The organism is Serratia sp. LACPHL-BACT-2024-00286 (genome assembly GCF_043109535.1).
In the GTDB taxonomy this organism is placed as follows: domain Bacteria; phylum Pseudomonadota; class Gammaproteobacteria; order Enterobacterales; family Enterobacteriaceae; genus Serratia; species Serratia sarumanii.
Genome location: NZ_JBICNA010000002.1, coordinates 397,855 through 422,512, shown reverse-complemented (window position 1 = coordinate 422,512; position 24,658 = coordinate 397,855). Strand labels below are relative to the sequence as shown.

The following is a 24,658-nucleotide window of genomic DNA, read 5'->3' as shown; positions in this document are numbered from 1 at the left end:
CGTTCTGGCCCAGGCTGGAGCGCCGGCTTATGGCGCGCATTAGCGGCGGCGGCCGTCATGATCGCGCTGGGCGGCGCGGCGCGCGCGGAGCAATTCTCTGCCAATTTCAAAGGCACGGACATTCAGGAATTTATCAATACGGTCAGTAAAAACCTGGGCAAAACCATCATTATCGATCCGGCGGTGAAAGGTAAGGTCACGGTGCGCAGCTACGAACAGCTCGACGAGAAACAGTATTACCAGTTCTTTCTCAACGTGCTGGACGTCTATGGCTATACGGTCATCGGCATGCCCAACAACGTCCTGAAGGTGATCGCCGCCAAAGAGGGGAAAAGAGCCGCGCTGGCGCAAAACGGCGCAGAGGCGATCGCCGAAGGGGATGAGGTGGTGATGCGCGTGGTGCCGCTGCGCAATATCGCGGCCAAGGACGTTTCGCCGATATTGCGCCAGCTTAACGACAGCATCGGCGTGGGCAGCGTGGCGCATTACGAGCAGGGCAACGCGCTGTTGATCACCGGGCGGGCCAGCGTGGTCAACGGCCTGCTAGAGCTGGTCAGGGAGATGGATCAGGACGACGGCAATCGGGTCGAGACCCTCGCGCTGAAGCATGCGGCGGCGCCGGAGATCGCGCGCATGGTGAATGAACTGTTTCGCGAAGAGGGCAAGCGGCGTACGGCCGGCGCGAGCTCGCTGCGGCTGGTGGCGGATGAGCGAACCAACAGCGTGATGATCGCCGGGGACGATCGGGCCCGCGAACACGCCAAAGAACTGATTGATCAGCTGGATAACAAGAGCGTCACCCAGGGCAATACCCAGGTTATTCCGCTCAAATACGCCAAGGCGCAGAGCCTGGTCGAGGTATTGACCGGCGTGAGTGCGGGCCTGCAAAACGAGAAAGAGAGCGCCGCCGCCAACGTGGCGCTGCTGAAAAACGTGGTGATCAAGGCCGATGAGCAGACCAATGCGCTGATCATCACCGCCGCGCCGGACGTGATGCGCGATCTGGAGGCGGTGGTCGCCAAGCTCGACGTGCGCCGCGCGCAGGTGCTGGTCGAAGCGGTGATCGTCGAAGTGCAGGATGGGCAGGGGCTGAACATCGGCGTGCAGTGGGCCAACAAATACGGCGGCGGCACGCAGTTTGCCGGCTCGGCGCCCGGGGTGTCGGCGGGGTTCGAAAACGGCATGAGCGACGTGTTCGGCAAGGCCAACGGCCTGATGACCGGTTTCTACAGCGGTAACTGGGGCGTATTGCTGTCCGCCATCGCCAGCAACAACCAAAACAATATCCTGGCCACGCCGAGCATCGTCACGCTGGATAACGCCGAGGCGGAGTTCAGCGTCGGGCAGGATGTGCCGATCCTGACCGGTTCGCAAACCACCAACAGCGATAACGTCTTCAATACCGTGTCGCGCAAGACGGTGGGGATCAAACTCAAGGTCAAACCGCAGATCAACCAGGGCCAGTCCGTGCTGCTGCAGATCGAACAGGAGGTCTCCAGCGTTGCCGACAGCGCCGGCGCCACGCCGGATTCGCTGGGGGCGACCTTCAATATCCGCACGGTCAACAACACGGTGCTGGTGGACAGCGGCGAAACTGTGGTGGTGGGCGGCCTGTTGGACAAGTCCAACTCGGAGCTGGAGAGCAGCGTGCCGATCCTCGGCAAGATCCCGCTGGTGGGGGCGTTGTTTCGCTCGACCGCCACCAAAGCGAGCAAGCGCAATTTGATGCTGTTTATCCGCCCGACCATCATTCGCAGCACCGAGGGGTATGCCCGGCAGAGCCAACGCAAGTTAGGCAAGTTCGACGCCGAGCAGCAGGACGATCCTGAGCTGAATGACGCGCTGCGCGGCGAGATCGCCGGCGATAAGAAGGCGCTCGACAATCGGGCGTTTCTCGCCACCGTTGCCAGTATCGACGCGTTTTATCCGCGGGGAGCCCGCCCGTGAAGCGCCGTTCCGCGGGGCCGCTGCTGCCTTTCGCCTGGGCGCGCCAGCATGGCGTGCTGGCCGTCGATGGGCAGAGCGGAATCCAAATGTATTGCCATCCTGAAACGAGCCACGCCGGGTTGATGGAGGCCTACCGCTGCCTGCCCGGCGAGCCGGCGCTGGCCCGGCTGGAGGTGGCGGCTTTTGATCAACGGCTGGTGGCGCACTACCAGCAGGAGAGCGGCCAGGCGCAGAAAATGATCGACGACCTGGGCGGCGAACTGGATTTTTACGCGCTGGCCGAGGAGCTGCCGCAGCAGCAAGACCTGTTGGACGAACAGGACGATGCGCCGATTATCCGCCTGATCAACGCCTTGCTGAGCGAGGCGATCAAAGAGCGCGCCTCCGATATCCACATCGAAACCTACGAGAGCGAGCTGGTGATCCGCTTTCGCATCGACGGCGCGCTGCGGCGGATTCTGGCGCCGCAGCGCAAGCTGGCGGCGCTGCTGGTGTCGCGCATCAAGGTGATGTCGAAGCTGGATATCGCCGAGAAGCGCGTGCCGCAGGACGGGCGCATGGCGCTGAAGGTCGGCGGGCGGGCGATCGACGTGCGGGTGTCGGTGATGCCGGCCAGCCACGGCGAGCGCGTGGTCATGCGCCTGTTGGACAAACAGGGCGTGCGGCTCGAACTGCCCAGCCTGGGTATGGCGCCGGCGCACCAGCAGGCGTTGCTGCGCCTGATCCGCCAGCCGCACGGCATCATTTTGGTCACCGGGCCGACCGGCTCCGGCAAGAGCACCACGCTCTATACCCTGCTGAGCCAGATCAACGATGAACAGCGCAACATCATGACGATCGAAGATCCCGTCGAGTATGAGTTGGCCGGCATCGCGCAGACGCAGGTGAATCCCAAGGTGGACATGACCTTCGCGCGCGGCCTGCGCGCGCTGCTGCGGCAGGATCCCGACGTGGTGCTGATCGGCGAGATCCGCGACGGCGAAACGGCGCAGATCGCGGTGCAGGCCTCATTGACCGGGCATTTGGTGCTGTCGACCCTGCATACCAACACGGCGATCGGCGCCGTGACCCGGCTGCGGGACATGGGGGTCGAACCGTTTCTGCTTTCGAGTTCGCTCAGCGGCGTGTTGGCGCAGCGCCTGGTGCGTCGGCTTTGTCCGCAGTGCCGCGAGCCCTATGCGCTGTCTGACGCGCAGCGGCGCCTGCTGGGGCTGCCACCGACGCAGGCGGTGACCTGCTGGCGTCCGTTGGGGTGCGAGGCCTGCGGCGGGCAGGGATATCACGGTCGAATCGGCTTGCACGAACTGTTGGTGCTGGATGAACCGATGCGCATGGCGATCCATCGCGGTGACGGCGAGCTGGACATCGCGAAACTGGCCGCCGAACGCTACCTGCCGCTGCGCCAGGATGGGATCGCCAAAATGCGCGCCGGGGAGACCAGCCTGGAGGAAGTGCTGCGGGTGACGCGCGAAGGGGACGGCGATGAAGTTTGATTATCGCGCCTGCGATCGTGAGGGGCGCGCCCAGCGCGGCGTGTTGGAGGCGGATTCTCTGCGCCACGCCCGCGATCGCCTGCGTGAAAAGGGGTGGCAGGTGCTGGCGGTGCAAGCGCGCGGGCGGCCCGTTTTCGCCGGCATGTTGGCCGGCCGCTGGATGAGCGGCGTGAGCAGCGGCGATGTGGCGCTGTTGACCCGGCAGCTGGCGACGCTGCTCTCCGCTGCGCTGCCGCTCGAGGAAGCGTTGATGGCGGTGGCGCGGCAAACGGAGAAAAAAGGCCTGCAGGCGGCGTTGGCTCAGGTGCGGCAGCGCATTCTGGAGGGCTTCCCGCTGGCGCAGGCTCTAGGGCAGCATCCGCGGATTTTTGACCGTCTCTACTGTGCCATGGTGGCGGCCGGTGAGATTTCCGGCCATCTGGCGCCGGTGCTGGAGCGGCTGGCCGACTACGTCGAACAGCGCCAGCAAATGAAGAACAAGATCGTGCAGGCGCTGGTGTACCCGATGGTGCTGACGGCGGTGGCGATCGGCGTGGTGGCGATCCTGTTGACGGCGGTGGTGCCGAAGGTGATCGAACAGTTTGTGCATATGAAGCAGACCTTGCCGCTGTCGACCCGGATGCTGCTCGGCGCCAGCGACGGGCTGCGCCAATGGGGGGTGTTGGCGCTGATGTTGGCGCTGGTGAGTCTCGGCGCTTTCCGCTATCGCCTGCGGGATCCGGCGCGGCGCGTGCGCTGGCATGCGTTCATCCTGCGGTTGCCGGTGGTCGGCAAACTGTCGCTGGCGGTGAATACGGCGCGCTACGCCAAAACGCTGAGCATTTTGAACGCCAGCGCGGTGCCGTTGCTGGAGGCGATGCGCATCAGCGCCGGCGTGTTGGGCAACGACGCCGCCCGCGAACGGCTGCTGGCGGCGATGGAGCGGGTGCGGGAGGGCGAAGGGTTATCGCCGTCGCTCGAGGGCACCGCGCTGTTCTCGCCGATGATGCGGCACATGATCATGTCCGGCGAGCGCAGCGGTGAGCTGGACATGATGCTCGAGCGGGCGGCGGCTATGCAGCAGGAGGCCTTCAGCCGGCAAATCACGCTGGCGCTGGGGCTGTTCGAGCCTTTATTGGTGATCGCGATGGCCGGTTCGGTGCTGTTCATCATTTTGGCCATCCTGCAGCCGATATTGCAGCTCAATAATATGGTCGGCTAATCATGCCGTTAATGGAGAGTAAAGTGAGTCATATCAGCAAGATACGCAGATCGCGGCAGCGAGGGTTTACGCTGCTGGAAATCATGGTGGTGATCGTCATTCTGGGGCTGTTGGCCAGCCTGACCATTCCAAGCCTAATGGGAAACAAGGAGAAGGCCGATCGGCAAAAGGCCGCCAGCGATATCGTGGCGCTGGAGAACGCGCTGGATATGTACAAGCTGGATAACGGGCGTTATCCCAGCGCGGAGCAGGGGCTGGCGGCGCTGGTGACCCGGCCGGTGCTGGCGCCGATCCCGAGTAATTATCCCGAAGACGGCTATATTCGCCGGTTGCCGCAAGATCCCTGGGGGCAGGAGTACCGTCTGCGCAACCCGGGTCGCCACGGCAAGCTGGACGTGTTTTCTCTGGGCCAGGACGGCGTTGCCGACACCGATGACGACATCGGCAACTGGGTGGCCGACGCCAAGGCGCCATGAGGCGTATACGCGGCTTTACGCTGCTGGAGATCATGCTGGTATTGCTGCTGCTGGGGGTGACCAGCGGCCTGGTGATGCTGAGCTTTCCTGCGGATGAGAAGCCGCTGGCGCGGCAGGGGGAGCGGCTGAGCCATTGGCTGTATGCCCTCGCCGAGCGGGCCGAACGTGAAGGGGGGAGTTATGGCGTGGCGTTCGGCAGCGGCGGTTGGCGCAGCGTCGCCGCCGAAGAGGGGCGGGATGAATACGTTTTGCCGGAGGGCATCGCGCTGCGGCTGAGCGTTGAAGGGCAAACCGTCACGCTTGACGACGCGGCGGCACAGATGCCGCAGGTTTGGCTGTATCCGGGGGGCGAAACCACCGCGTTCAGCGTGGTGTTGTCGCAGGGCAAGTGCCAGTGGCGATTGCAGGCACCCGGTTACTTCGTATTTGAAACGACGGATATTCGTTGCGATGACGCGGAAAATTAAACGCCAGCGGGGTATGACGCTGCTGGAGGTAATGGTGGCCTTGATGATCTTCGCCATCGGCTGCCTGGCGTTGATCAACAGCACCGGCGGCCAGGTGCGCAGCCTGAGCGCGATCGAAGCCAAGACCGTCGCGCTGTGGGTGGCGGACAACCAGTTGACGCTGCTGCAGCTCGACCCGCATCCGCCGACGCTGGCCTGGCATTCGGGCACTGCGGCGATGGCCGGTGAAACCTGGCACTGGCGCTATCGCGGGCAGGAGACCAGCGACGCCGGAATGCGGGCGATCGCGATTGAAGTCCGGCGCGATCCGCAGGATCGCAACGCGCTGGTGGAGATGCTGGCCTACAGGGCACTGCCATGAAACGCGGTTCGCAATGCGGTTTTACGCTGGTGGAAATGCTGCTGGCCATCGCCCTGTTCGCCATGCTGTCGCTCACCGCGCTGGCGGTCTTTAGGGGCGTGCTGAAAAGCGATGAAATCACCCGGCGCAAATCGACGCAGCTGACCCAGCTGCAACGGGCGCTGGCGATCGTCGAACGCGATTTCACTCATGCGCAGGCGCGGGCGCCGATTGGCGATAAGCGCTTGCCGGCGGTGCCGGAGTTCGCGGTGCGGCAGACGGTGGGCGAGGACGCGGATATACAGCTGCTGCTGATCCGAAACGGCTGGCCGAATCCACACGCTCGGCTGCCGCGCGCCACGCTGGAGCGGGTGGTGTATCGCTACCGGCAGGGGCGGCTCGAGCGTCTCAGCTATCCGAGTTTGGACAGCCCGCAGGCGGCGGCGCGCAGCGTGCTGCTGCTGCCGGAGGTGACGCGGTTCCGCCTGCGTTTTTACCTGCAGGGCGAATGGTTGACGGCCTGGCGCGCCGGCGGGCTGCTGCCGCAGGCGGTGGAGATCGTCGTCGAAACCCCCGCGCTGGGGGAGGTGCGCCGCATCGTCACGGTGCCCGCCGCGAGGCCATCATGAAAAAACAACGCGGTATGGCGCTGTTGATGGTGCTGCTGCTGATGTCGCTGATGGCGATCGTGGCGATCAATATCAACGACAACTGGCAGCGTTCGCTGGCGCGCACCCAGTCTCAACAGGATCGGCTGAAGGCCAAATGGCTGCTGCTGGGCGGGGAGATCTACGCCCAACAGCGATTGCGTCAGGCGGGAGAGAAGCGCAAGGCCTGGGGAGCATCAGGAGCGGCGTTCAGTATGCGTACCGAAGAGGGGGAGGTGGCGATACGCCTGCGCCGCGTCGATGCCTGTTTCAACCTAAATGCCCTGATCCGCGCCGCCGGCCCAACGGAGGCCGGGGATAGCGAGGGGGTTCCCCCCAATAAGGAGAGGCGGATATTCATGCTGTTACTGAACAACCTGGGGATCGCCGACGCGCAGGCGGGCGCGATTGCCGAGGCCATCGTCGCCAGGGGCGATGACGAGGGGTATCTGATGGGGAATGTCAGCGAACTGCGGGAGCTGGCCGGCATCGATCGTGAGCTTTACCTGCGCCTGGCACCGCAGCTTTGTGCGGCGCCGGATGCCGAACTGCGCATCAACCCGGATGCCGTGAGCGAGGCGCAATTACCGCTGCTGCGGGCGATGCTGATGAACGCCCTGAGCGATGAACGGCTGCGGGCGCTGCTGGCGGCCCGTCCGCCGCAGGGCTGGCAGACGCTGGCGTTTTTGTCGCAGGAAAAAGCGCTGCAAGACTTGGGTGACGACGATCTCGGCGAGCGATTGACGTTCGACGATAGCCGCTGGATTGCGCAGCTGCAGCTGACGCTGAACGACGGGCGCTATCGGCTCGTCAGCGCGTTGCAACCGGGCCAGTCAGGCGTCACGGTCAGCGGACGCCTGTTCGACAGAGGGGAGGGGTAAAGGGTGGCGAATACAATCCTGCTTATCGCGCTGAGCGAGGACTTGATGGCCGATGTGCGCTGGGGCCGCGTCGGCGAGACGAGTTGCCGTTTCGCCGCCCACCTCGATCTGACCGAAGGCGGCGGCGAGTTGGCGGCTATGGCGCAGGGCAGCCGCGTCGTGGTGTTGGTGCCTGCCCGTCATGTGGCGCTGAGGCAAACGACATTCCAGGGCAAGGCCCGGCAGGCGACGCCGTTGGCGCTGGCCTACGCCCATGAGGCCGGGTTGTTGGCCGATGCCGAGCAGATGCACTGGGCGGTGCTGGACAAGGCGCAGCGCGATTTCACCCTCGCCGGCGTCGCGCTGACGCAGATGCAGGAATGGGTCGAGCGCCTGAGCGCCAGCGGCATTCGCGCCGATAAAATGCTGCCCGACGTGCTGGCATTGCCGCTGCCGGGCCAATGCAGCGCGCTGCATTGGCGCAACCACTGGTTGATCCGAACGGGAAACGGGCAGGGAATGCAGCTGCCCGACGCCTGGCTGGGCTGCGCTTCACTGCCGACGCCGGACTGGTGCCTGCACCGCGGCGGGGAGGTTCCGGCGGGCTGGGAAGCGGCGCGCATTGACGAGGATCCGCTCTGGCGACTGGCGGAAGAGGCCTGGAACAGTACATTCACGCTGCTGCAGGGACGTTTCAAACCGAGCGTACGCTGGCCGCGCCGCCTGCCCGACAAGACCGCCTGCGCGCTGCTGTTGCTCAGCGGTTCGCTGCTGGTGGGCGGTTTGCATCACCAACAGATGGCCCGGCAGAACGAGAGCCAGATTGCGGTGCTCTCACGGCACCTGCTGCCGGGCCAGGCCGCGTCGGCGTTTGCCGAGCAGGCGGCGAAAGCGCGGGTGCGGCGTATGCAGGATGCCCTGAATGCGCCGCAGCTGTTCAGGCTGTTGCCCTACGCGGCCGGGGCGCTCGCGTTATGGGCGCCCCCGCAGCTGCAGGCGCTGGCTTTCGACGCTGCCGACGATCGTCTGGTGGTGACGGTGAACAGAAACGACGTGCCGCTGCCGGCGCCGGTTAACGACGGCGAGGTCAGCATGGCGTTCAGCGAAGGCGGTGCGTCCAACCAGGCGATCCTGACGGTGAGAGGTGAGCGATGAATATCGGGTGGCGCGATAAGGCGTTGCGGCGGGCGGTGCTGTTAAGCCTGTTGCTGCTGGCAGCCTGCGGCTACTGCCTGTATCAGTTTTCACAGGCGCAGAAAAGCGCACAGCGCCTGGCCGCGCTGCAGGGGCAGGCACGCGTCATCCAGCAACTGCAGGCGCGCTTGCCGCCGGATGCCGCTGCGCGCGAGCAACTGCCGGAGCGGCTGCGGCAGAGCGCGCAGGCGTTCCGCATCCCCATCGTCGCCCTGACGGAAAGTGATGCGCAGATGCAGGTGGGGCTGCCGCCCGTGCCGTTTGAAAGCCTGCTGTCGTGGCTGGCCGCCCTGCAGCGTGAGCATGGCATCCGCGTGCTGGCGCTCGCCGTGGAACGCGCGGAGCAGGCGCCGGGCGTAGTGCAGGTCAGCCTGCTGCGGGTAACGACGCAGCCGTCGATGTAACCAACGCGAAAGAATCATCAGGGATCAGAAAAAATCATGCTATTTGCTATAAATGCGGCGGCAGATGAACACTGGCTGTTATTTAGCGCCGTGTTGAGTCTGTGCGTCGGCAGTTTTATTAACGTAGTTGTTTATCGGCTGCCCATTATGCTTGAGCGCGAAATGGAAACGGCGCAGGCCGAGCGGTTCGATCTCTTTTGGCCGCGTTCATTCTGTCCGTCATGCACAAAAAAATTATCGGTGTTCGACAATATTCCTTTATTAAGTTGGCTGCTGTTGCGTGGCCGCTGTCGTTATTGCCGCCGTCCTATTGCCGTGCGTTATCCACTGCTGGAATTATTTCTGATGCTGATGGGGATAACGCTGGCCTGGCGGCTCGGCATCGGGGTGGATTGGTTTTTCATGCTGGCGTTGGTTGCGCTGTTGCTGGCGTTGGCGGCGATCGACAGCCAATGTCAGCTGCTGCCGGATTGCCTGACGCTGTCGCTGCTGTGGATCGGCTTACTGTGGCATTGCCTGGCGCACCCGGCCTTTTTGCCGGCGGCGGTCATTGGCGCGATGGCGGGCTATCTGGCGCTCTGGCTATTGTATTGGGGATTTCGTTTGGCGACCGGCCGCGAGGGGCTGGGATACGGCGATTTCAAACTGTTGGCGGCGCTTGGCGCCTGGGGCGGCTATGCCGCTTTGCCGTCGATCCTGCTGTTCGCCTCCGCCGGCAGCCTGCTGTGGCTGTTGCTGTGCGCGTGGCGCGGCGGCGATGCGGCCCAACCCCTGCCTTTCGGGCCGGGGCTGGCGACGGCGGGCGCCGGCGCGGTGGCCTGTCAGTGGCTTGCGCTGCCGATAGGGGGCTAACGCAGCTGGGCTAAAAAAGGCGCCAGCGAGCGGTTGAGTCCACGGCACTTTTCCTGCAGCGGCGTGGCGTCGGCCTCCAGCTGCGCGGCGACGTGTTTACCCGCCGCAAGCAGTTGGGCGCGATTGAGCGCCGGCGTCCAATCTTTTTCCTTCGCTTCCTGCAGCGCCGCCGCCGCGAGCTTATCGCCGGCCGGAATATCGGCGCGGTTGCACCTGTCTCTTAGAAATTGACCGGCGCCGACCAGCGACGACAGCTGGTCGCGTTGGGTGGCGGCGTCAGGAGCCGATTTGGCGGCGTGCTGGCAGCCGGATAACAGCAGGGATGCCACGATCGCTGCGGCAATATTTTTCAATGTCACGTTATTTTCTCTGCGGTGTTGGTACGGTGTATTTATTTTCTTGCTCGGTGCTACGGTATTTCACGCTTTCCGGATTATTTTAAACGTTTGTCATGCCATTTAATATCATGACGATATTAGGTTTTATTATTTTAATGCATTCTAAGTGCCGGGCATTCAGGGCTTCTACTTATTATTCCTCTCGCGGTATCGCCGCATCTCTTTGAGTTTCTTCTCACTCAGTTGGAATCCAATAAATTTAACTGGAGTCGTAATGAAATTATCCAAAATCGCCCTGATGATGGCAACGCTCGCGGCCTCTTCGGCCGCCTGGTCGCACGGTTATATCGAAGTGCCCGAGAGCCGCGCCTACAAGTGCAAGCTGGGCAGCAACACCGACTGCGGCCGGGCGCAGTGGGAACCGCAGAGCGTCGAGCAGGTTTCCGGCTTCCCTGGCGGCGCGACGCCGCTCGACGGCCAGCTGGCCAGCGGCGGGGTGAACGGCTTCGAGTCGTTGGATCGCCAGGGCGTCAACGTCTGGGCGTTGAACACCATGAAGCCGGGGCCACAGACGTTCACCTGGTACCACACCGCCAAGCACAAAACCAATAACTGGCGTTACTACATCACCAAACAGGACTGGGATGTGAACAAGCCGCTGTCGCGCGAGGCCTTCGAAAAAGAGCCGTTCTGCGAGATTGATGGCCATGCCAAGCCGCCAAAAGATCGCGAAGTGCACCAGTGCGTGGTGCCGGAGAGAACCGGCTATCAGGTGATTTACGGCGTGTGGGAAATCAATGACACGGTAAACAGTTTCTATCAGGTGGTTGACGTTAACTTCGAAGACGACGGCGTCGTGTCGGAATGGCGCAAGCAGCTGCAAGGTTCCCTCACCGGTAAAAACCTGCAGGTTGGCGACAAGGTGATCGCCCGCTTCTTCGATGCGGACGGTGAAGTGCTGACGATGAAAACCGAACTGGCGATCGACAGTGAGACGCTGACCGACAAAAACCGCTGGGGTCACGCGCTGGCCAGCAAGATCAACGCCGAACAGAAAGCGGTGCGTGCCGGGGTGAAAGACGGCAAAGGCAACGTCAATCCGGTGTTTGGCAACAACGCGGTCTACGCCAAGCAGGGCAGCACGATGAAGAGCGTGGTGATTTCCTATGAGGAAGAAACCCCGGCTATCACCGAAGAGATCCGCATCGGCAACCTGTCCAGCACCAAAATCAAGGACGGCAAAGCTCAGCTGACTTTCAATGCCGAGGTCAAAGGCAAACTGACGGTTGAAGCGCGCGTTTACGACCACGGCCAGACGGAAAAAGGCTATGTGAAAGCGACGCTGGAAGACGCCAGCCAGCCGCTGACTATGGCGCTGAGCAACGTCAGCGAAGGCCACCACATGCTGAAAGTGATCGCCAGCAACGACAACGGGCAGAGCATTCAGCCAGATATCGAAAACTTCAACCTGGAAGCGGAATCCACCGGCGGTGGCGGCAACGGCGACTATAACTTCGTCTTCCCGAACGCGCTGAGTAAATACACTGCCGGCACCACGGTGCTGCAACCGAAAGACGGCAAGGTATATCAGTGCAAACCTTTCCCTTACAGCGGTTACTGCATGCAGTGGAACAGCGGCGCGACTCACTTTGAGCCGGGCGTGGGTTCCAACTGGCAGGATGCCTGGGTCGTGAAAAAGTAAGCGTAAATCGGATAGCCAAGCGGCCAGCGATGGCCGCTTTTAAAGGAGTTTTATGTCACACGAACCTGCCCGTTACGATCTTTTCAGTCGGTTACTGCATTGGGGCATTGCCGCCGTGATGATCTACGTAATGATCGTTGGTTATTCACTGCATTTTATGACGGATGCACGCATCTTCGCCTTTTTCTCCGTGACCAATATGTCGCTGGCCTTGGTGCTGACACCGCTGATGGCGGCGCGCTTTATCTGGCGTTTTTTCCGGCCTAAGGTGCCCTATGGCGATATGCTGCAAGGGCACGAGAAGGGATTGGTGCATTTGCTGCACGAAATATTCTACCTGCTGATTTTCGTGGTGCTGCTCAGTGGATTCCTTATGCTGGAGCACGGCTTTGCCGTTTTCGGCGCGATCGACTTCCCTCGCCCGATAGCAAATCTCGACGTTAACCGCTTCTTTTTCGCCGTGCACCGTTATTCGTGCATCGCGCTGTCGGCCATGATCGTGCTGCACATAGCGGCGGTGATTAAACACCACTGCTTCGCCGGGCAGGCGATTTTGCGCCGCATGCTCTGATTTTACGGGGCGATCGCGCCGCCCGGCGAGGCAGTGCGGCGGCGTGGCCGCGAAGGTAATAGGGAAGAGCGACGGCATGACCGTGACGCGTGTGGCCGATAAGCAGGGAGTGCGAGAGACAGCACGCGTTAATCGCGTTAAGGCGTAATACCCCGGACAGGAACAGAGAATTGTTTCTATTTATTATTAACGATAAAAATGAACGTAATTAACATTTCATTGTCAATAGGAAAAATACGTATTCAGTTTGAACATTGAAGCCGATAAAAGCATCGGCTCAACGCGTTGGGGGATGATTATCTGACATATTTCCAAACGGAGGTGGGGATTTTGTCATACAGTTTGTTCATGGTGAGCTCAGCCAGACGGTGATCGGCCGCTGAGTAAAACAGCTCCAGTTCATCATCGGAAAGCTCGTACTTATTTTTCTCAATAACACGTTCGAGAGTATCAATCGTGGTGCATTTACGTAAACGCATCAGATAGTCGGTTTTAGTCATGGTGGCCTTTAGTTTAATAACCGTAAAATAGCTCGGGAATAATTATCCCCTAAGTTTTCATTGTCGTACAGATGTCCTCTCCTGAGAACATTCTGAATAATCTCGCCTTGGTTTTTTGCCAGCGGCGCAGGTCGGAATCATTGATACCGTAGCTGCTGAACAGCGTATAGGTATCGTCGAGATATTCTTCGACTAACTCCGACAGGTCTGATTCGTCCATGTATTTAATTTTATAACTCATCACAAACGAAGCGATATGTTCGATCAACTCATTAAGCTGCAGGTTGACGGAGGACGTCGGATCGTTGACCCACCCATGGTGACTGTCTCCCAGGGTAGCGATACCTTCATCATACAAATTTTCGCACAAGAATTTGAGCTGAGCAATGTCGTGTCGCTTAGGCGAATACTCATCCATATCATCCCCTCCGTAAGTCTTAATTGCGGTGTGATAACACTATGTGAGTAAGCTGATTTACATCATGGACGGAGGCAGCTTAACGGTGGTTAAATAAACTTCCCGTAAAATGAATATAAATCATTTTTTCGCGTTTGGCCTGCAGTTATTACGTAAACTTACAATTCATCCGCAGTTGATGGCCGTGAGTTATCAATGATGTCGAAGATTAAACCCCGCTCCGTCACTCGGAACCGTACGCTGTCGTTGATGATATCTTCGCTGTTGATATCCTGACAGGCATTAAAAATGCCCCACTTATAGCGATAACTCATTGAATAATCGCCGTCACCTTGTCGTACTATATCAAGTATTTCTAATGAATCTTCGGCATAGCGTGCGCTTTCAGAATAAAAACTCAGTCCGCTGGTCAGCGCCGGCACTAACTCCGCTATATTGTCATTAATCACTTTCTTTAATTTTTTAACAGAAAGTGCGTTGACGTCCAGGTTACAGGCAAGGGTAACAAGCATTAATCTCGGCCAACAGCAATGTTATCTGCTTATCTTACTCCTTTTTCACTCACGCCGGTAAATTTTTCGATTTACCGCTGTTCTTTACCTTATGCCAACATTTCAACCGAATGGGAATATCCCTGAATTTGATAAGGAGGCTGCGGGGGAAGCGCCGCTGCGCGAAGGACTGTTACGTTCCGTTGCATTATTGTCGCGCCATAGCTTGAGATGTGGTAGTGGGTGTGATGTTATATTATAACTACTAACCCATCATTTTGGTCACCACATTGACTCCCTCTTCACAACATGACGCCGCGCCGTCACTGAATTCGTTGTTTACCACCTCCGCCGCCGCGCGCTGTGCGGGGGCCGTTGCGCTGCTGGCCCTGCTGTGGCTCGGCATCTTCTGGGCGGTATCGCTGCCATGATCTCCTTGCGCCAACTGGCGATAGGCTATGGCGTCACGCCGCTTTTCCCGCCGCTGAGCGGGCAGTTCAGCGCCGGTTCGTTAACCGCGGTGGTGGGCGTCAACGGGGCCGGGAAATCGACGTTGCTGAAAACGCTCGCCGGATTGTTGCCGCCGCTGGGCGGCAGTCTGAGTTTTAGCGGCGGCAAGCCACCGCGCAGGGCTTATCTACCGCAGCAGGCCGAGCTGGATCGGCAATTCCCGATCGCGGTAAGCGATCTGGTGGCGATGGGCTGTTGGCCGCAAAGCGGCATGTTCGGCGGTATGAACAGGCGTGCGGCAAGCCAGGTCAATGAGGCGCTGGCGAACGTTGGCATGAGCGCGCTGGCGCGCAGCCCGGTGGGCGAACTGTCCGGCGGCCAGCTGCAGCGGGTGCTGTTTGCGCGCCTGCTGGTTCAACCGGCGCCGCTGATTTTGCTGGATGAACCTTTTACCGGCATCGACAGCGCCACCACGCAGATCCTGCTGCAGGCGATCGCGCAACTGCATCGGCAGGGGAAAACGGTGATCGCCGTGTTGCACGATATGTCGATGGTCGCCGAGCATTTTCCACAGGTGCTGTTGCTGACGCCGCAGGCTTGCCACTGGGGCGCGGCCGAGCGGGTACTGGAACAGGTGCCGAGGTATCACGCCGCCGAACGGCAGCCGGATCTGCGGGCGGTGGCGCCATGATGCTGTGGCATGGGCTTATCGATCCTTTCCTCTCTTTCGGTTTTATGCGCCGCGCGCTCATGGCGTGCCTGGCGTTGTCGCTCAGCGCCGCCCCGCTGGGCGTGTTTTTGCTACTGCGCCGCATGAGCCTGGTGGGGGATGCCTTGTCCCACGCAGTGTTGCCGGGCGCGGCGATCGGCTATCTGATCTCCGGCATGTCGCTGGTGGCGATGGGGGTGGGCGGCTTTATCGCCGGGCTGGCGGTGGCGATGCTGTCCGGCCTGGTGAGCCGCCGCACGCCGCTGAAAGAGGATGCCAGCTTCGCCGGGTTCTATCTGGGCTCACTGGCGCTGGGGGTCACGCTGGTCTCGCTGCGCGGTTCCAGCGTGGATCTGCTGCACGTGCTGTTCGGTTCGATCCTGGCGGTGGATGCGCAGGCGATGCTGATGGTCGGAGCGATCGCCTCGGTTTCGCTGCTGGCGCTGGCGGCGCTGTACCGTGCATTGGTGATCGAGTCCTTCGACGTCACGTTCCTGCGCGTCAACGCGCCGCGCCGGTTGGCGCTGATCCACGGCCTGTTTCTGGCGCTGGTGGTGGTCAATCTGGTGGCGGGATTCCAGATCCTCGGCACTCTGATGTCGGTGGGGCTGATGATGCTGCCCGCCGCCAGCGCGCGCTTCTGGGCGCGCAATCTGCCGCAGACGCTGGCGACGGCGATGGGCATCGGCGCGCTTTCCAGCCTGATTGGGTTGGTGTGGTCCTATTACGCTTCGCTGCCCGCCGGCCCGGCGATCGTGCTCAGCGCCAGCGTCATCTTTTTCGTCTCGATCCTGTTTGGAACGCGCGGAGGCATTTACGCCTTCGCGCGCCGTTGAGAAGTGCCATTTGCAAGGAGAAAGTATGAAACGTTTACCTATATCGCTGGCGGTCGCTGCGCTGCTGGCCAGCCCATTGGCGATGGCGAAGACCGTCGACGCCGTCGCCAGCTTTTCCATTCTGGGCGATATCGTCAAACAGGTGGGGGGCGATCACGTCAAGGTCAGCACGCTGGTGGGGCCGGATGGCGATCCGCACAGTTTCGAGCCTTCGCCGCAGGACGGCAAAAAGTTGGCTCAGGCTGATGTGGTATTCGTCAGCGGACTGGGGCTGGAAGGGTGGATCGATCGCCTGGTCAGCGCTTCGGGTTATAAAGGGCAGGTGATCACCGCTTCACAGGGCATCAGCACCCGCCAGATGGAGGAGGACGGCAAAGCGATTACCGATCCTCACGCCTGGAACAGCATGAAAAACGGCGTGCAGTACGCCACCAACGTGATGAACGCCCTGATTGCCGCCGATCCCGAGGATGCCAACTATTTTCGCCAGCGCGGGGCCGAATACATTCAGCAACTGCAAAAGCTGGACCTGTGGGCCAAAACCCAGTTCGCCGCAGTGCCGCCACAGAAACGTAAAGTGCTGACCAGCCATGATGCTTTTGGTTACTTTGGGCAAGAGTATGGCGTCACTTTCCTTGCCCCGGTCGGATTTTCCACCGAGGCCGAAGCCAGTGCCAGCGACGTGGCCGGCCTGATCAAGCAGATCAAACAGGAAAAGGTCAACGCTTACTTTATCGAGAATCAGACCGATCCGCGGTTGGTGAAACAGATTGCCGCCGCCACCGGCGCCAAGGCGGGCGGCGAGCTGTACCCTGAAGCGCTCTCCCGTGCGGGCGGCCCGGCGGCCACCTATGAACAGGCGTTCAAACACAATGTCGACGCGCTGCTGAGCAGCATGAAGTAACCTCTGCCCCCGCCTGCCGGCGGGGGACAGCTTGCAGGCACTTTCTCGCCATAAAAAAAGCCCCGTTGAGCAGCAACGGGGCTTTGCGACAGATGACACTGGGGAGTTAACGCTTTTTCTTACGTCCCTGTACCGCTTTGAATCGCGGATTGCTTTTACAGATCACATAGATGCGGCCACGACGACGCACGACTTTGCAATCCGGGTGGCGATTTTTCGCCGAACGCAATGAACTCAATACCTGCATGGGATTTCCTTGTTACTTATTGCCGATAAAGCGGCCAAAGCGCTGCTGGAAGCGCGCCGTGCTGCCTTCTTTGGAATAGTCTTTCTGCTTGCCGGTGTAGTACGGATGCGAAGCGGAAGAGACGTCGAGGGTGACATACGGCCAGCTTTCGCCGTCCAGCTCGATGGTGCGATCGGTTTTGATGGTCGATCCCACTTTAAAGTAGGCGTTGGCGCTGACGTCGTGGAAGACCACGGTGCGGTAATCGGGATGGATGCCGGGTTTCATAATGGCTCTCTCGTGTAATGTTATACTATAACAATAATTATGCGCCGACCCGGCGTCGCGATCAAGCGTAAATTGCGCCCACGAGTGAATTAATGAGAACGGTTTGCATTAAGCAACTGAAGCAAAAGAAAAAGGCCGCATGCGCGGCCTTTTCGATTATCGGGTGGAGCTCATATCACTGAGCGATCAGTGGTGCTCTACCGGATGGCTGTGTTCCAGGTCCTCGTTCTTCTTGCTGAAGCGGCGGCGAACCACCACGAAGAACACCGGTACGAAGAAGATCGCCAAGACGGTGGCGGTGATCATCCCGCCCATTACGCCGGTACCTACCGCGTTCTGTGCGCCGGAGCCCGCACCGCTGCTGATAACCAGCGGCAGAACCCCGAGGATGAAGGCCAGAGACGTCATCAGGATTGGACGCAGACGCATACGCACCGCTTCCAACGTCGCTTCGATCAGGCCTTTGCCTTCTTTTTCCATCAGATCCTTGGCGAATTCCACGATCAGGATGGCGTTCTTCGCCGATAGACCGATGGTGGTCAGCAGCCCCACCTGGAAGTACACGTCGTTGTTCATGCCGCGCATCGTCGCGGCCAGCAACGCACCGATAACCCCCAGCGGCAATACCAGCATGACCGAGAACGGCACGGACCAGCTTTCATACAGCGCCGCCAGACACAGGAACACCACCAGAATCGAGATGGCGTACAGCGCCGGCGCCTGGTTGCCCGACAGACGTTCCTGATAGGACATGCCGGTCCAGTCGTAACCGATGCCGCTTGGCAGTTTGGACGCCAACTGTTCCATCAGGTTCATCGCTTCACCGGTACTCTTGCCCGGTGCGGCCTGGCCCAGAATTTCCATCGACGGCAAGCCGTTATAGCGTTCCAGGCGCGGTGAGCCGTATTCCCATTTCGCCGAAGAGAAGGCGGAGAATGGCACCATCTGGCCGCTCGTGCCGCGCACGTACCACTTGTTGATGTCTTCCGGCAGCATACGGAACGGCGCGTCGGCCTGTACGTATACCTTCTTCACACGACCGCGGTCGATGAAGTCGTTGACGTACGAGCCGCCCAGCGCGGTGCTCAGCGTGCTGTTGATGGTGGTGATGCTGACGCCCAGCGCCTTGGCTTTCTCCTGATCGACGATCAGTTTGAACTGCGGCGTATCTTCCAGGCCGTTCGGGCGCACGCCCACCAGCACGTCCGGATGTTGAGCAACCATGCCCAACAGCTGGTTACGCGCTTCGGTCAATTTCTCGTGCCCCAGGCCGCCCTGGTCAATCAGCTCGAAGTCGAAGCCGGTTGCGGTACCGAGTTCGATGATCGCCGGCAGGTTGAACGGGAATACCAGGCCTTCTTTAATCTGCGAGAATGCGCCCATGGCGCGACCCGCGATCGCTTCGACCTTGTTCTCGCTCCCTGGACGCTCGCCCCAGTCTTTCAGGCTGACGAATGCCAGGCCGTTGTTCTGGCCGTTACCGTTGAAGCCGAAGCCCGCGACGGTAAACACCGAAACCACGTTGTCCTTTTCCTTGTTCAGGAAGTAGTCGGAGACTTCTTCCAGCACTTTGTTGGTGCGGGACTCGGTGGCGCCGGCAGGCAGCTGCACCATGGTCAACAGGATGCCCTGATCTTCGTCCGGCAGGAACGAGGAAGGCAGGCGCAGGAACAGCAGGCCCATGCCAACCACGATCAGCAGGTAGATGATCAGATAGCGGCCGGTGCTGCGCAGGATGTTGCCCACGCTGTCGGTATAGTGATGCGTGCTTTTCTCGAACATGCGGTTAAACCAGCCGAAGAAGCCTGTTTTAACCCCGTGATCGCCTTTCGGGATCGGTTTGAGCATGGTGGCGCACAGCGCCGGCGTCAGGATCAAGGCCACCAGCACCGACAGCGCCATCGCGGACACGATGGTGATCGAGAACTGGCGATAGATGGCGCCGGTTGAACCGCCGAAGAACGCCATCGGCACGAATACCGCCGACAGCACCATGGCGATACCCACCAGCGCGCCCTGAATCTGGCCCATCGATTTACGGGTAGCTTCTTTCGGCGGCAGCCCCTCTTCGGCCATGACGCGCTCGACGTTTTCCACCACCACGATGGCGTCATCCACCAGCAGGCCGATCGCCAACACCATGCCGAACATCGTCAGGGTGTTTATCGAGAAGCCGAACGCCGCGAGTATCGCAAAGGTCCCCAGCAGCACCACCGGCACCGCGATGGTTGGGATCAGCGTCGCGCGGAAGTTCTGCAGGAACAAATACATCACCAGGAATACCAGGATGATGGCTTCGATCAGCGTTTTCACCACTTCGTTGATGGAGATCTTAACGAACGGGGTGGTGTCGTACGGATAAACCACTTTCATCCCTTGCGGGAAGAATGGCGTCATCTTGGCCAGCTCGTCTTTCACACCTTTGGCGGTGTTCAAGGCGTTGGCGCCGGTTGCCAGTTTGATACCCAGACCGGCGGCAGGCTTACCGTTATAGCGAGCGGTAACGGCATAGCTTTCCGCGCCGCGCTCGATGTGAGCGACGTCGCGCAGGCGTACCTGGGAACCGTCGGTATTCACCTTCAGCAGGATCTTGCCGAACTCTTCCGGCGAAGTCAGACGGGTCTGCGCGATGATCGAGGCGTTCAACTGCTGCCCCGGCACCGGCGGCAGGCCGCCCAGCTGGCCTGCGGCGATCTGGTTGTTCTGCTCGGTGATGGCGGAGGTCACGTCCGTGGTCGTCAGCTGGTAGTTGTTCAGCTTGTTCGGATCCAGCCAGATACGCATCGCGTACTGGGCACCGAACAGCTGCACTTCACCCACGCCGGACGAACGGCTGATCGGATCCTTGATGTTGGACGCCACGTAGTCCGCAATATCGTCCTGAGTCATGTTCGGATCGTCGGAAACGAAGCCGGCCACCATCAGGAAGCTGCTGCTGGATTTTTCTACTTTCAGGCCCTGTTGCTGAACTTCTTGCGGCAGCAACGGGGTGGCCAACGACAGTTTGTTCTGGACCTGAACCTGCGCGATGTCAGGATCGGTGCCGGATTCAAACGTCAGGGTAATGGTGACGCTACCAGAGGAATCACTGGTGGAGGACATGTACATCAGGTTATCGATACCGTTCATGTTCTGTTCGATAATCTGCGTGACGGTATCCTGCACCGTTTTGGCATCTGCGCCCGGGTAGTTGGCGGAAATACTCACCGCCGGCGGTGCAATAGTGGGATACTGCGCGATCGGCAGTTTCATTATTGCAAGCACCCCCGCCAACATGACGATGATGGCGATTACCCAGGCGAAAATTGGGCGGTCTATAAAGAACTTAGCCATGTATTACAGGCTCCTTTTTATGACTTCTGCGCTTCAGACTGCGGCTGTTTTTGCGCCTGAGTGTCAACTTCCTGCACTTTTACCTGCGCGCCCGGATGCACTTTCATCAGGCCGGAGACGATCACGCGATCGCCGGCTTTCAGGCCATCGGTAACCAGCCATTTGTCGCCAATCGCCTGATCCGCCTTCAGCGTGCGCAGCTCAACTTTGTCGTCTGCCCCTACCACCAACGCCGTCGCTTCGCCGCGCGGGTTGCGGGTGACGCCTTGCTGAGGCACCAGCAGCGCATCGCTGCGCACGCCTTCGTCCAGACGGGCGCGCACGAACATGCCCGGCAGCAGCGTATCGTTCGGGTTAGGGAACAGGGCGCGAATGGTGATGGAGCCGGTGGTCTCGTCGACGGTGACGTCGGAGAATTCCAGCGTGCCTTCCTGCGCGTATTCGGTGCCGTTTTCCAACAGCAGTTTCACTTTAGCCTTGCCGTTTTCCTGCTTCAGCGCGCCGCTGGCCAACTCTTGCTTCAGGCGCAGGAAGTCGGTGCTCGACTGGGTGACGTCGACATACATCGGATCCAGCTGCTGCACGGTGGACAGGGCGGTCGCCTGGCCGTTGCTGACCAGCGCGCCTTCGGTCACGGCGGACTTGCCGATGCGGCCGGAGATCGGGGAGGTCACCTTGGTGTACGCCAGGTTGATGCGCGCGGTTTCCACGGCGGCCTTGGCGGCCACCACGGCGGCATCCGCCTGCTGCAGGGTGGAGACGGCGTTGTCGTAGTCCTGCTTGCTGATGTAGCTGGTACCCAGCAATGGCTTGTAGCGGTTTACCGTCACGCGTGCGATGGAAGCGCTGGCCTGTGCTTTGGCCAAATCGCCTTTCGCGCTGTCGTAGCTGGCTTGATAGGTGGCGGGATCGATTTGGTACAGAGACGTCCCGGCCTTGATATCGCTGCCTTCAACGAAGTTGCGCTTCAGGATGATGCCGCTGACCTGAGGGCGAACTTCGGCGATACGATACGCAGCGGTGCGGCCAGGAAGATCGGTAGTGATGTTGAGAGGCTCGGCCTTCAAGGTGACTACGCCCACTTCAGGCGCCTGTTGTTGGGCGCCTTGCTGTTGGGTTTCTTTATCGTTACATCCTGTTAGCACTAAGCTGCCTGAAAGCATCAGAACGGCCGCCAGAGGCGTTAACCCTCTGTTTTTGTTCATAGAAAAACCTCAAGTGTCCGATTTCAAAATGATCAATGGATCACAAGCTTTAAAACCCATTGCTGCGTTAATTATATGTGCGTGCTATGGTACATACATTCGCGAATGTATGTAAATCACACTCCCCCTAAATAACAATGCCATGGCACGAAAAACCAAACAGCAGGCGCAAGAAACCCGACAGCAAATCCTTGATGCTGCGGTGAGAGAGTTCTCTGAACGTGGCGTTGCTGCAACGTCACTGACAGATATTGCCACCGCTGCCGGGGTTACGCGTGGAGCCATTTACTGGCACTTCAAGAATAAGGTAGACCTGTTTAATGAAGTTTGGGAATCTACCGAGCCGAAAATTGACCAGCTCGAAACAGAGTATCAGGCAAAGTTTCCCGATAATCCACTGCGGGTTATCCGAGAAATTCTGATTTACATTCTGACGTCTACGGTTGAAGACGGCCGTAGGCGGGCGTTGATGGAAATTATATTCCACAAATGCGAGTTTGTCGGTGAAATGATGCCGCTGCTGGATTCGCGCAAGGTGCTGTATCTCGCCGGCTACGAACGCATCGAAGCGGTGCTGTATAACTGCATTCACCACGGGCAATTACCCGCCGATTTACATACCCGCCGCGCGGCGATCATCCTGCGCGGTTATATCACCGGCCTGATGGAAAACTGGCTGTTTATGCCGGAAAGTTTCGATCTGCGGGCCGAAGCCGAAGCGCTGGTGGACGCGTTTTTGGAAATGCTGCAGTTTTGCCCCACCTTGCGCCTCAAACCCGACGCGGCGACGCCTGACGCCGACCGCCTTCCTTTATAAGGAGAGATTTCATGTCATCCATCGTTCTCATCGCCAATGGCGCCGCCTATGGCCATGAATCCTTGTTCAATGCGCTGCGGCTGGCCATCGCCATGAAAGAGCAGCAGAGCAGTCTCGACCTGCGGCTGTTTCTGATGTCCGATGCGGTGGTGGCCGGGCTGGCCGGGCAGCAGCCGCACGAGGGATACCACCTGCAGCAGATGCTGGAGATCCTCACCGCGCAGCAGGTGCCGGTCAAGCTGTGCAAGACCTGTGCCGACGCGCGCGGCGTCAGCCGCTTGCCGCTGGCGGACGGCGTGGCGATCGGTACGTTGGTCGAGCTGGCGCAGTGGACGCTGGCGGCGGAAAAAGTGCTGACTTTCTGATTCCGCTGCAACGGGCCATCAGCTGCAACGCTTTTGTTGTTCGTTGTTCGTTGCCCGCCGGCAGCCGTGACACTCTTCAGGCTTCTTAACCGATCCGAAGCTAAATCATGCAGCGCTGATTGATTCTGCCTTCTCTGGCGCCGCTCACGTTTGTCGGCGCATCGCCGCCGCGATACGCTTTTTTTCCTTGTTTATTTGCGCGCTCAGCTCGCCGGACGAAGGCGGCCAGACGGCGGGCTGATGAGCGTTGAAAGACGAAAGGGACAGCGGCGCTGTCCCTGATTACTGTCCGGCAGGCAGATAGGGAGAGGTGACGCCGGCGCGCTGCAGTTTTTCCTGATAATCCCGTTTGACGATATCCAGCGCCGCCAGCGCGGTGGCCGGATCGATCTCGTTGCATTCCAGCAGGTAAATCAAGTCTACCGCCAGCTGCAGTTCGGGTGAGGCGTTTTCCAGAGACATAGCACCTGCGCTTAATTAATGGAATGAATAACTCGCGTACCGGCAGAGTATAGTGAACCCGGCGCGCAACCGGGAATAATCATTAAAATATTGTGATAAATCTTCAAAAACCGTTTTCTTTGCGCTCGATATTGCGCTCGATGCGCGCCAGCGCCTGGCGGCAGCGCATCAGGCGCCCCTCCAGCGCCGCCAGCTCGTGCTGCAGCTTTTGCTGCGCCGCCAGCGTGGTCTGGCGGCCAAGCAGGCTTTCCCGATCCTGAATCATGGCGATCAGCCGGCGTTCGTAGTCCTGATGCTCGGCCAGCTTGTGGTACAGATCGGCCTCAGGGGCTTCTTTCGGCTGGTTCTTGCGCCGCAGCGCCTGGGTGGCCAGCTCGCGCTGCAGGGCGGCGATCTGAGCCACCAGTTTTTCGGCCAGAAAGGCCACCTGGCTGGTGCGGCTGTCGTTGGCGGCGCTTTGCAACTGGGCGAAATTCTTCTCCACCTCGGCCAGGTAGTCGCGCAGCCGCGTGCCGCGGTTGGCGAACAGGGCGGCGTCGAAGCGCGCCTGCGGGATCGGGGCGTCGCCGCGCGGGGTCACTTCGGCCGCCAGCGCCGCAATCTGCTGTGCCAACACCTGTAATAGACGCTGAGTGCTCACATAAGCTCCCTCTTGATTTCAACAGGCGTAAGCTTGCCCGCGATCCTGCCGTGAAACAAGCGCCGCACGCATATTCCGCCGGCGCGGCGCCGATGCTACAGTAGGCGGCAACCGATTGAGGAGCGAAGAGCCGCATGACGCGTGGGTTATTGATCATTTTGGGCTGGCTGGCGGTGGTGCTGGCGACGTTGGGCGTGGTGCTGCCGCTGTTGCCGACCACGCCGTTTCTGCTGTTGGCCGCCTGGTGTTTCGCCCGCTCTTCGCCGCGCTTTCATCACTGGCTGCTGCACCGCTCCTGGTTCGGCCCCTACCTGCGCCACTGGCAACAGCATCGCGCGCTGCCGCCGGGAGCGAAGTGGAAGGCGGTGCTGGTGATCGTGCTCACCTTCGCCTGTTCGCTGTGGCTGGTGAAAATCTGGTGGGTGCGCGGGCTGTTGCTGCTGATGCTGGCCATTTTGCTGACCTTTATGCTGCGCCTGCCGGTTATTGACCTGCCGCAACAAAAACAGCGCTGATTGTCCC

Annotated in this window: 29 protein-coding genes; 19 read left to right on the top strand and 10 right to left on the bottom strand. The window is 60.2% G+C overall.

Translation table 11 applies throughout. The annotated features are described in order from the left end of the window. The first annotated feature begins 57 nt into the window (after nt 1–57). The 11 genes from gspD to ACF8MC_RS08555 are packed head-to-tail and all read left to right on the top strand — an operon-like array spanning nt 58 to nt 9,881. On the top strand, nt 58–1,947 hold the full coding sequence (gene gspD, locus ACF8MC_RS08605) for a type II secretion system secretin GspD (RefSeq protein ID WP_164105074.1): 1,890 nt from the start codon (nt 58–60) through the stop codon (nt 1,945–1,947). After that, a complete protein-coding gene (gene gspE / locus ACF8MC_RS08600) occupies nt 1,944–3,440 on the top strand; it encodes a type II secretion system ATPase GspE (protein ID WP_204350883.1) in 1,497 nt (498 codons plus the stop codon). The genes gspD and gspE overlap by 4 nt, the downstream gene beginning before the upstream one ends. Next, nucleotides 3,430–4,641 carry a type II secretion system inner membrane protein GspF gene (gspF, locus tag ACF8MC_RS08595; RefSeq protein ID WP_164105044.1) on the top strand — a complete coding sequence of 404 codons (1,212 nt, stop codon included), beginning with the start codon at nt 3,430–3,432 and terminating at the stop codon, nt 4,639–4,641. Before gspE ends, gspF begins: the two co-directional genes overlap by 11 nt. 11 nt (nt 4,642–4,652) lie before the next feature. Beyond that, complete coding sequence (gene gspG / locus ACF8MC_RS08590; protein WP_164105073.1) at nt 4,653–5,117, top strand: type II secretion system major pseudopilin GspG; 465 nt, start codon at nt 4,653–4,655, stop codon at nt 5,115–5,117. Then, complete coding sequence (locus ACF8MC_RS08585) at nt 5,114–5,584, top strand: prepilin-type N-terminal cleavage/methylation domain-containing protein (RefSeq protein ID WP_164105043.1); 471 nt, start codon at nt 5,114–5,116, stop codon at nt 5,582–5,584. Before gspG ends, ACF8MC_RS08585 begins: the two co-directional genes overlap by 4 nt. Further along, complete coding sequence (gene gspI, locus ACF8MC_RS08580; protein WP_223182041.1) at nt 5,568–5,945, top strand: type II secretion system minor pseudopilin GspI; 378 nt, start codon at nt 5,568–5,570, stop codon at nt 5,943–5,945. The genes ACF8MC_RS08585 and gspI overlap by 17 nt, the downstream gene beginning before the upstream one ends. After that, entirely contained in the window at nt 5,942–6,553 is a 612-nt protein-coding gene (gene gspJ / locus ACF8MC_RS08575) for a type II secretion system minor pseudopilin GspJ (RefSeq protein ID WP_033653252.1), read from the top strand. Before gspI ends, gspJ begins: the two co-directional genes overlap by 4 nt. Continuing rightward, a complete protein-coding gene (gspK, locus tag ACF8MC_RS08570; RefSeq protein WP_060439016.1) occupies nt 6,550–7,452 on the top strand; it encodes a type II secretion system minor pseudopilin GspK in 903 nt (300 codons plus the stop codon). The genes gspJ and gspK overlap by 4 nt, the downstream gene beginning before the upstream one ends. Nucleotides 7,453–7,455: 3 nt before the next feature. Continuing rightward, nucleotides 7,456–8,586, top strand: coding sequence for a type II secretion system protein GspL (gene gspL / locus ACF8MC_RS08565; RefSeq protein WP_164105042.1), 1,131 nt, complete (start codon nt 7,456–7,458; stop codon nt 8,584–8,586). Next, nucleotides 8,583–9,029, top strand: a complete 447-nt coding sequence (gspM, locus tag ACF8MC_RS08560; RefSeq protein WP_033637337.1) for a type II secretion system protein GspM — start codon at nt 8,583–8,585, stop codon at nt 9,027–9,029. Before gspL ends, gspM begins: the two co-directional genes overlap by 4 nt. Nucleotides 9,030–9,065: 36 nt before the next feature. Next, a complete protein-coding gene (locus ACF8MC_RS08555) occupies nt 9,066–9,881 on the top strand; it encodes an A24 family peptidase (RefSeq protein WP_103772604.1) in 816 nt (271 codons plus the stop codon). Here the strand turns inward: ACF8MC_RS08555 and gspS are convergent. Further along, entirely contained in the window at nt 9,878–10,240 is a 363-nt protein-coding gene (gspS, locus tag ACF8MC_RS08550) for a type II secretion system pilot lipoprotein GspS (RefSeq protein WP_033653248.1), read from the bottom strand. The two genes, ACF8MC_RS08555 and gspS, sit on opposite strands and share 4 nt — an antisense overlap. A gap of 253 nt (nt 10,241–10,493) precedes the next feature. Between gspS and gbpA the strand changes: the two genes are divergently transcribed. Together gbpA and ACF8MC_RS08540 are read left to right on the top strand one after the other, a co-directional pair. Then, nucleotides 10,494–11,921 (top strand): N-acetylglucosamine-binding protein GbpA, encoded by a 1,428-nt coding sequence (gene gbpA, locus ACF8MC_RS08545; RefSeq protein ID WP_103829786.1) that lies wholly within the window; start codon nt 10,494–10,496, stop codon nt 11,919–11,921. Between the two features lie 52 nt (nt 11,922–11,973). Continuing rightward, complete coding sequence (locus ACF8MC_RS08540) at nt 11,974–12,492, top strand: cytochrome b (protein WP_043146740.1); 519 nt, start codon at nt 11,974–11,976, stop codon at nt 12,490–12,492. Nucleotides 12,493–12,788: 296 nt separating this feature from the next. Here ACF8MC_RS08540 and ACF8MC_RS08535 read toward each other — a convergent pair whose 3' ends face one another. The 3 genes from ACF8MC_RS08535 to ACF8MC_RS08525 all read right to left on the bottom strand — a co-directional run bounded on the left by ACF8MC_RS08535 (nt 12,789) and on the right by ACF8MC_RS08525 (nt 13,922). Further along, nucleotides 12,789–12,992, bottom strand: coding sequence for an HHA domain-containing protein (locus ACF8MC_RS08535; RefSeq protein ID WP_004940313.1), 204 nt, complete (start codon nt 12,990–12,992; stop codon nt 12,789–12,791). A gap of 49 nt (nt 12,993–13,041) precedes the next feature. Continuing rightward, the gene (tomB, locus tag ACF8MC_RS08530) at nt 13,042–13,410 is read right to left on the bottom strand and encodes an Hha toxicity modulator TomB (protein WP_004940312.1); all 369 of its coding nucleotides are present in this window, start codon (nt 13,408–13,410) and stop codon (nt 13,042–13,044) included. 158 nt (nt 13,411–13,568) lie between these two features. Then, nucleotides 13,569–13,922 (bottom strand): hypothetical protein, encoded by a 354-nt coding sequence (locus ACF8MC_RS08525; protein ID WP_164105041.1) that lies wholly within the window; start codon nt 13,920–13,922, stop codon nt 13,569–13,571. Between the two features lie 406 nt (nt 13,923–14,328). On the opposite strand from ACF8MC_RS08525, the gene ACF8MC_RS08520 reads away from it, so the two are divergent. Genes ACF8MC_RS08520 through ACF8MC_RS08510 form a run of 3 tightly spaced genes read left to right on the top strand, consistent with a single transcriptional unit; the run spans nt 14,329 to nt 16,800 of the window. Then, nucleotides 14,329–15,042 (top strand): metal ABC transporter ATP-binding protein, encoded by a 714-nt coding sequence (locus tag ACF8MC_RS08520; RefSeq protein ID WP_033647273.1) that lies wholly within the window; start codon nt 14,329–14,331, stop codon nt 15,040–15,042. Continuing rightward, nucleotides 15,039–15,896, top strand: a complete 858-nt coding sequence (locus ACF8MC_RS08515; RefSeq protein WP_033637343.1) for a metal ABC transporter permease — start codon at nt 15,039–15,041, stop codon at nt 15,894–15,896. Before ACF8MC_RS08520 ends, ACF8MC_RS08515 begins: the two co-directional genes overlap by 4 nt. 25 nt (nt 15,897–15,921) lie before the next feature. Continuing rightward, nucleotides 15,922–16,800, top strand: a complete 879-nt coding sequence (locus ACF8MC_RS08510; protein WP_033653244.1) for a metal ABC transporter substrate-binding protein — start codon at nt 15,922–15,924, stop codon at nt 16,798–16,800. Nucleotides 16,801–16,906: 106 nt separating this feature from the next. Here the strand turns inward: ACF8MC_RS08510 and ykgO are convergent, their stop codons facing one another. The 4 genes from ykgO to sdeX all read right to left on the bottom strand — a co-directional run bounded on the left by ykgO (nt 16,907) and on the right by sdeX (nt 21,852). Further along, nucleotides 16,907–17,047 (bottom strand): type B 50S ribosomal protein L36, encoded by a 141-nt coding sequence (gene ykgO / locus ACF8MC_RS08505; RefSeq protein WP_004940304.1) that lies wholly within the window; start codon nt 17,045–17,047, stop codon nt 16,907–16,909. Between the two features lie 12 nt (nt 17,048–17,059). Then, nucleotides 17,060–17,314: a type B 50S ribosomal protein L31 gene (locus ACF8MC_RS08500; protein ID WP_004940303.1), complete on the bottom strand. Its 255-nt coding sequence runs from the start codon at nt 17,312–17,314 to the stop codon at nt 17,060–17,062. A 186-nt stretch (nt 17,315–17,500) separates the two neighbouring features. After that, nucleotides 17,501–20,647 carry a multidrug efflux RND transporter permease subunit SdeY gene (gene sdeY / locus ACF8MC_RS08495; protein ID WP_033637346.1) on the bottom strand — a complete coding sequence of 1,049 codons (3,147 nt, stop codon included), beginning with the start codon at nt 20,645–20,647 and terminating at the stop codon, nt 17,501–17,503. 17 nt (nt 20,648–20,664) lie between these two features. Continuing rightward, the gene (sdeX, locus tag ACF8MC_RS08490) at nt 20,665–21,852 is read right to left on the bottom strand and encodes a multidrug efflux RND transporter periplasmic adaptor subunit SdeX (protein ID WP_033637347.1); all 1,188 of its coding nucleotides are present in this window, start codon (nt 21,850–21,852) and stop codon (nt 20,665–20,667) included. A gap of 142 nt (nt 21,853–21,994) precedes the next feature. Between sdeX and acrR the strand changes: the two genes are divergently transcribed. Beyond that, nucleotides 21,995–22,669, top strand: a complete 675-nt coding sequence (acrR, locus tag ACF8MC_RS08485) for a multidrug efflux transporter transcriptional repressor AcrR (RefSeq protein WP_033653243.1) — start codon at nt 21,995–21,997, stop codon at nt 22,667–22,669. An 11-nt stretch (nt 22,670–22,680) separates the two neighbouring features. Then, nucleotides 22,681–23,034, top strand: coding sequence for a DsrE/DsrF/TusD sulfur relay family protein (locus ACF8MC_RS08480; protein WP_033647269.1), 354 nt, complete (start codon nt 22,681–22,683; stop codon nt 23,032–23,034). 282 nt (nt 23,035–23,316) lie between these two features. On the opposite strand, the gene rsmS is transcribed toward ACF8MC_RS08480, so the two are convergent. Together rsmS and priC are read right to left on the bottom strand one after the other, a co-directional pair. Continuing rightward, nucleotides 23,317–23,496: a pleiotropic regulatory protein RsmS gene (gene rsmS, locus ACF8MC_RS08475; RefSeq protein WP_016928837.1), complete on the bottom strand. Its 180-nt coding sequence runs from the start codon at nt 23,494–23,496 to the stop codon at nt 23,317–23,319. Nucleotides 23,497–23,599: 103 nt separating this feature from the next. Continuing rightward, nucleotides 23,600–24,136, bottom strand: a complete 537-nt coding sequence (priC, locus tag ACF8MC_RS08470; protein WP_033637350.1) for a primosomal replication protein PriC — start codon at nt 24,134–24,136, stop codon at nt 23,600–23,602. A gap of 134 nt (nt 24,137–24,270) precedes the next feature. Here priC and ACF8MC_RS08465 point away from each other — a divergent pair, with 134 nt between their 5' ends. Continuing rightward, nucleotides 24,271–24,651 (top strand): DUF454 family protein, encoded by a 381-nt coding sequence (locus tag ACF8MC_RS08465; protein ID WP_004940275.1) that lies wholly within the window; start codon nt 24,271–24,273, stop codon nt 24,649–24,651. The last annotated feature ends 7 nt before the right edge of the window (nt 24,652–24,658 follow it).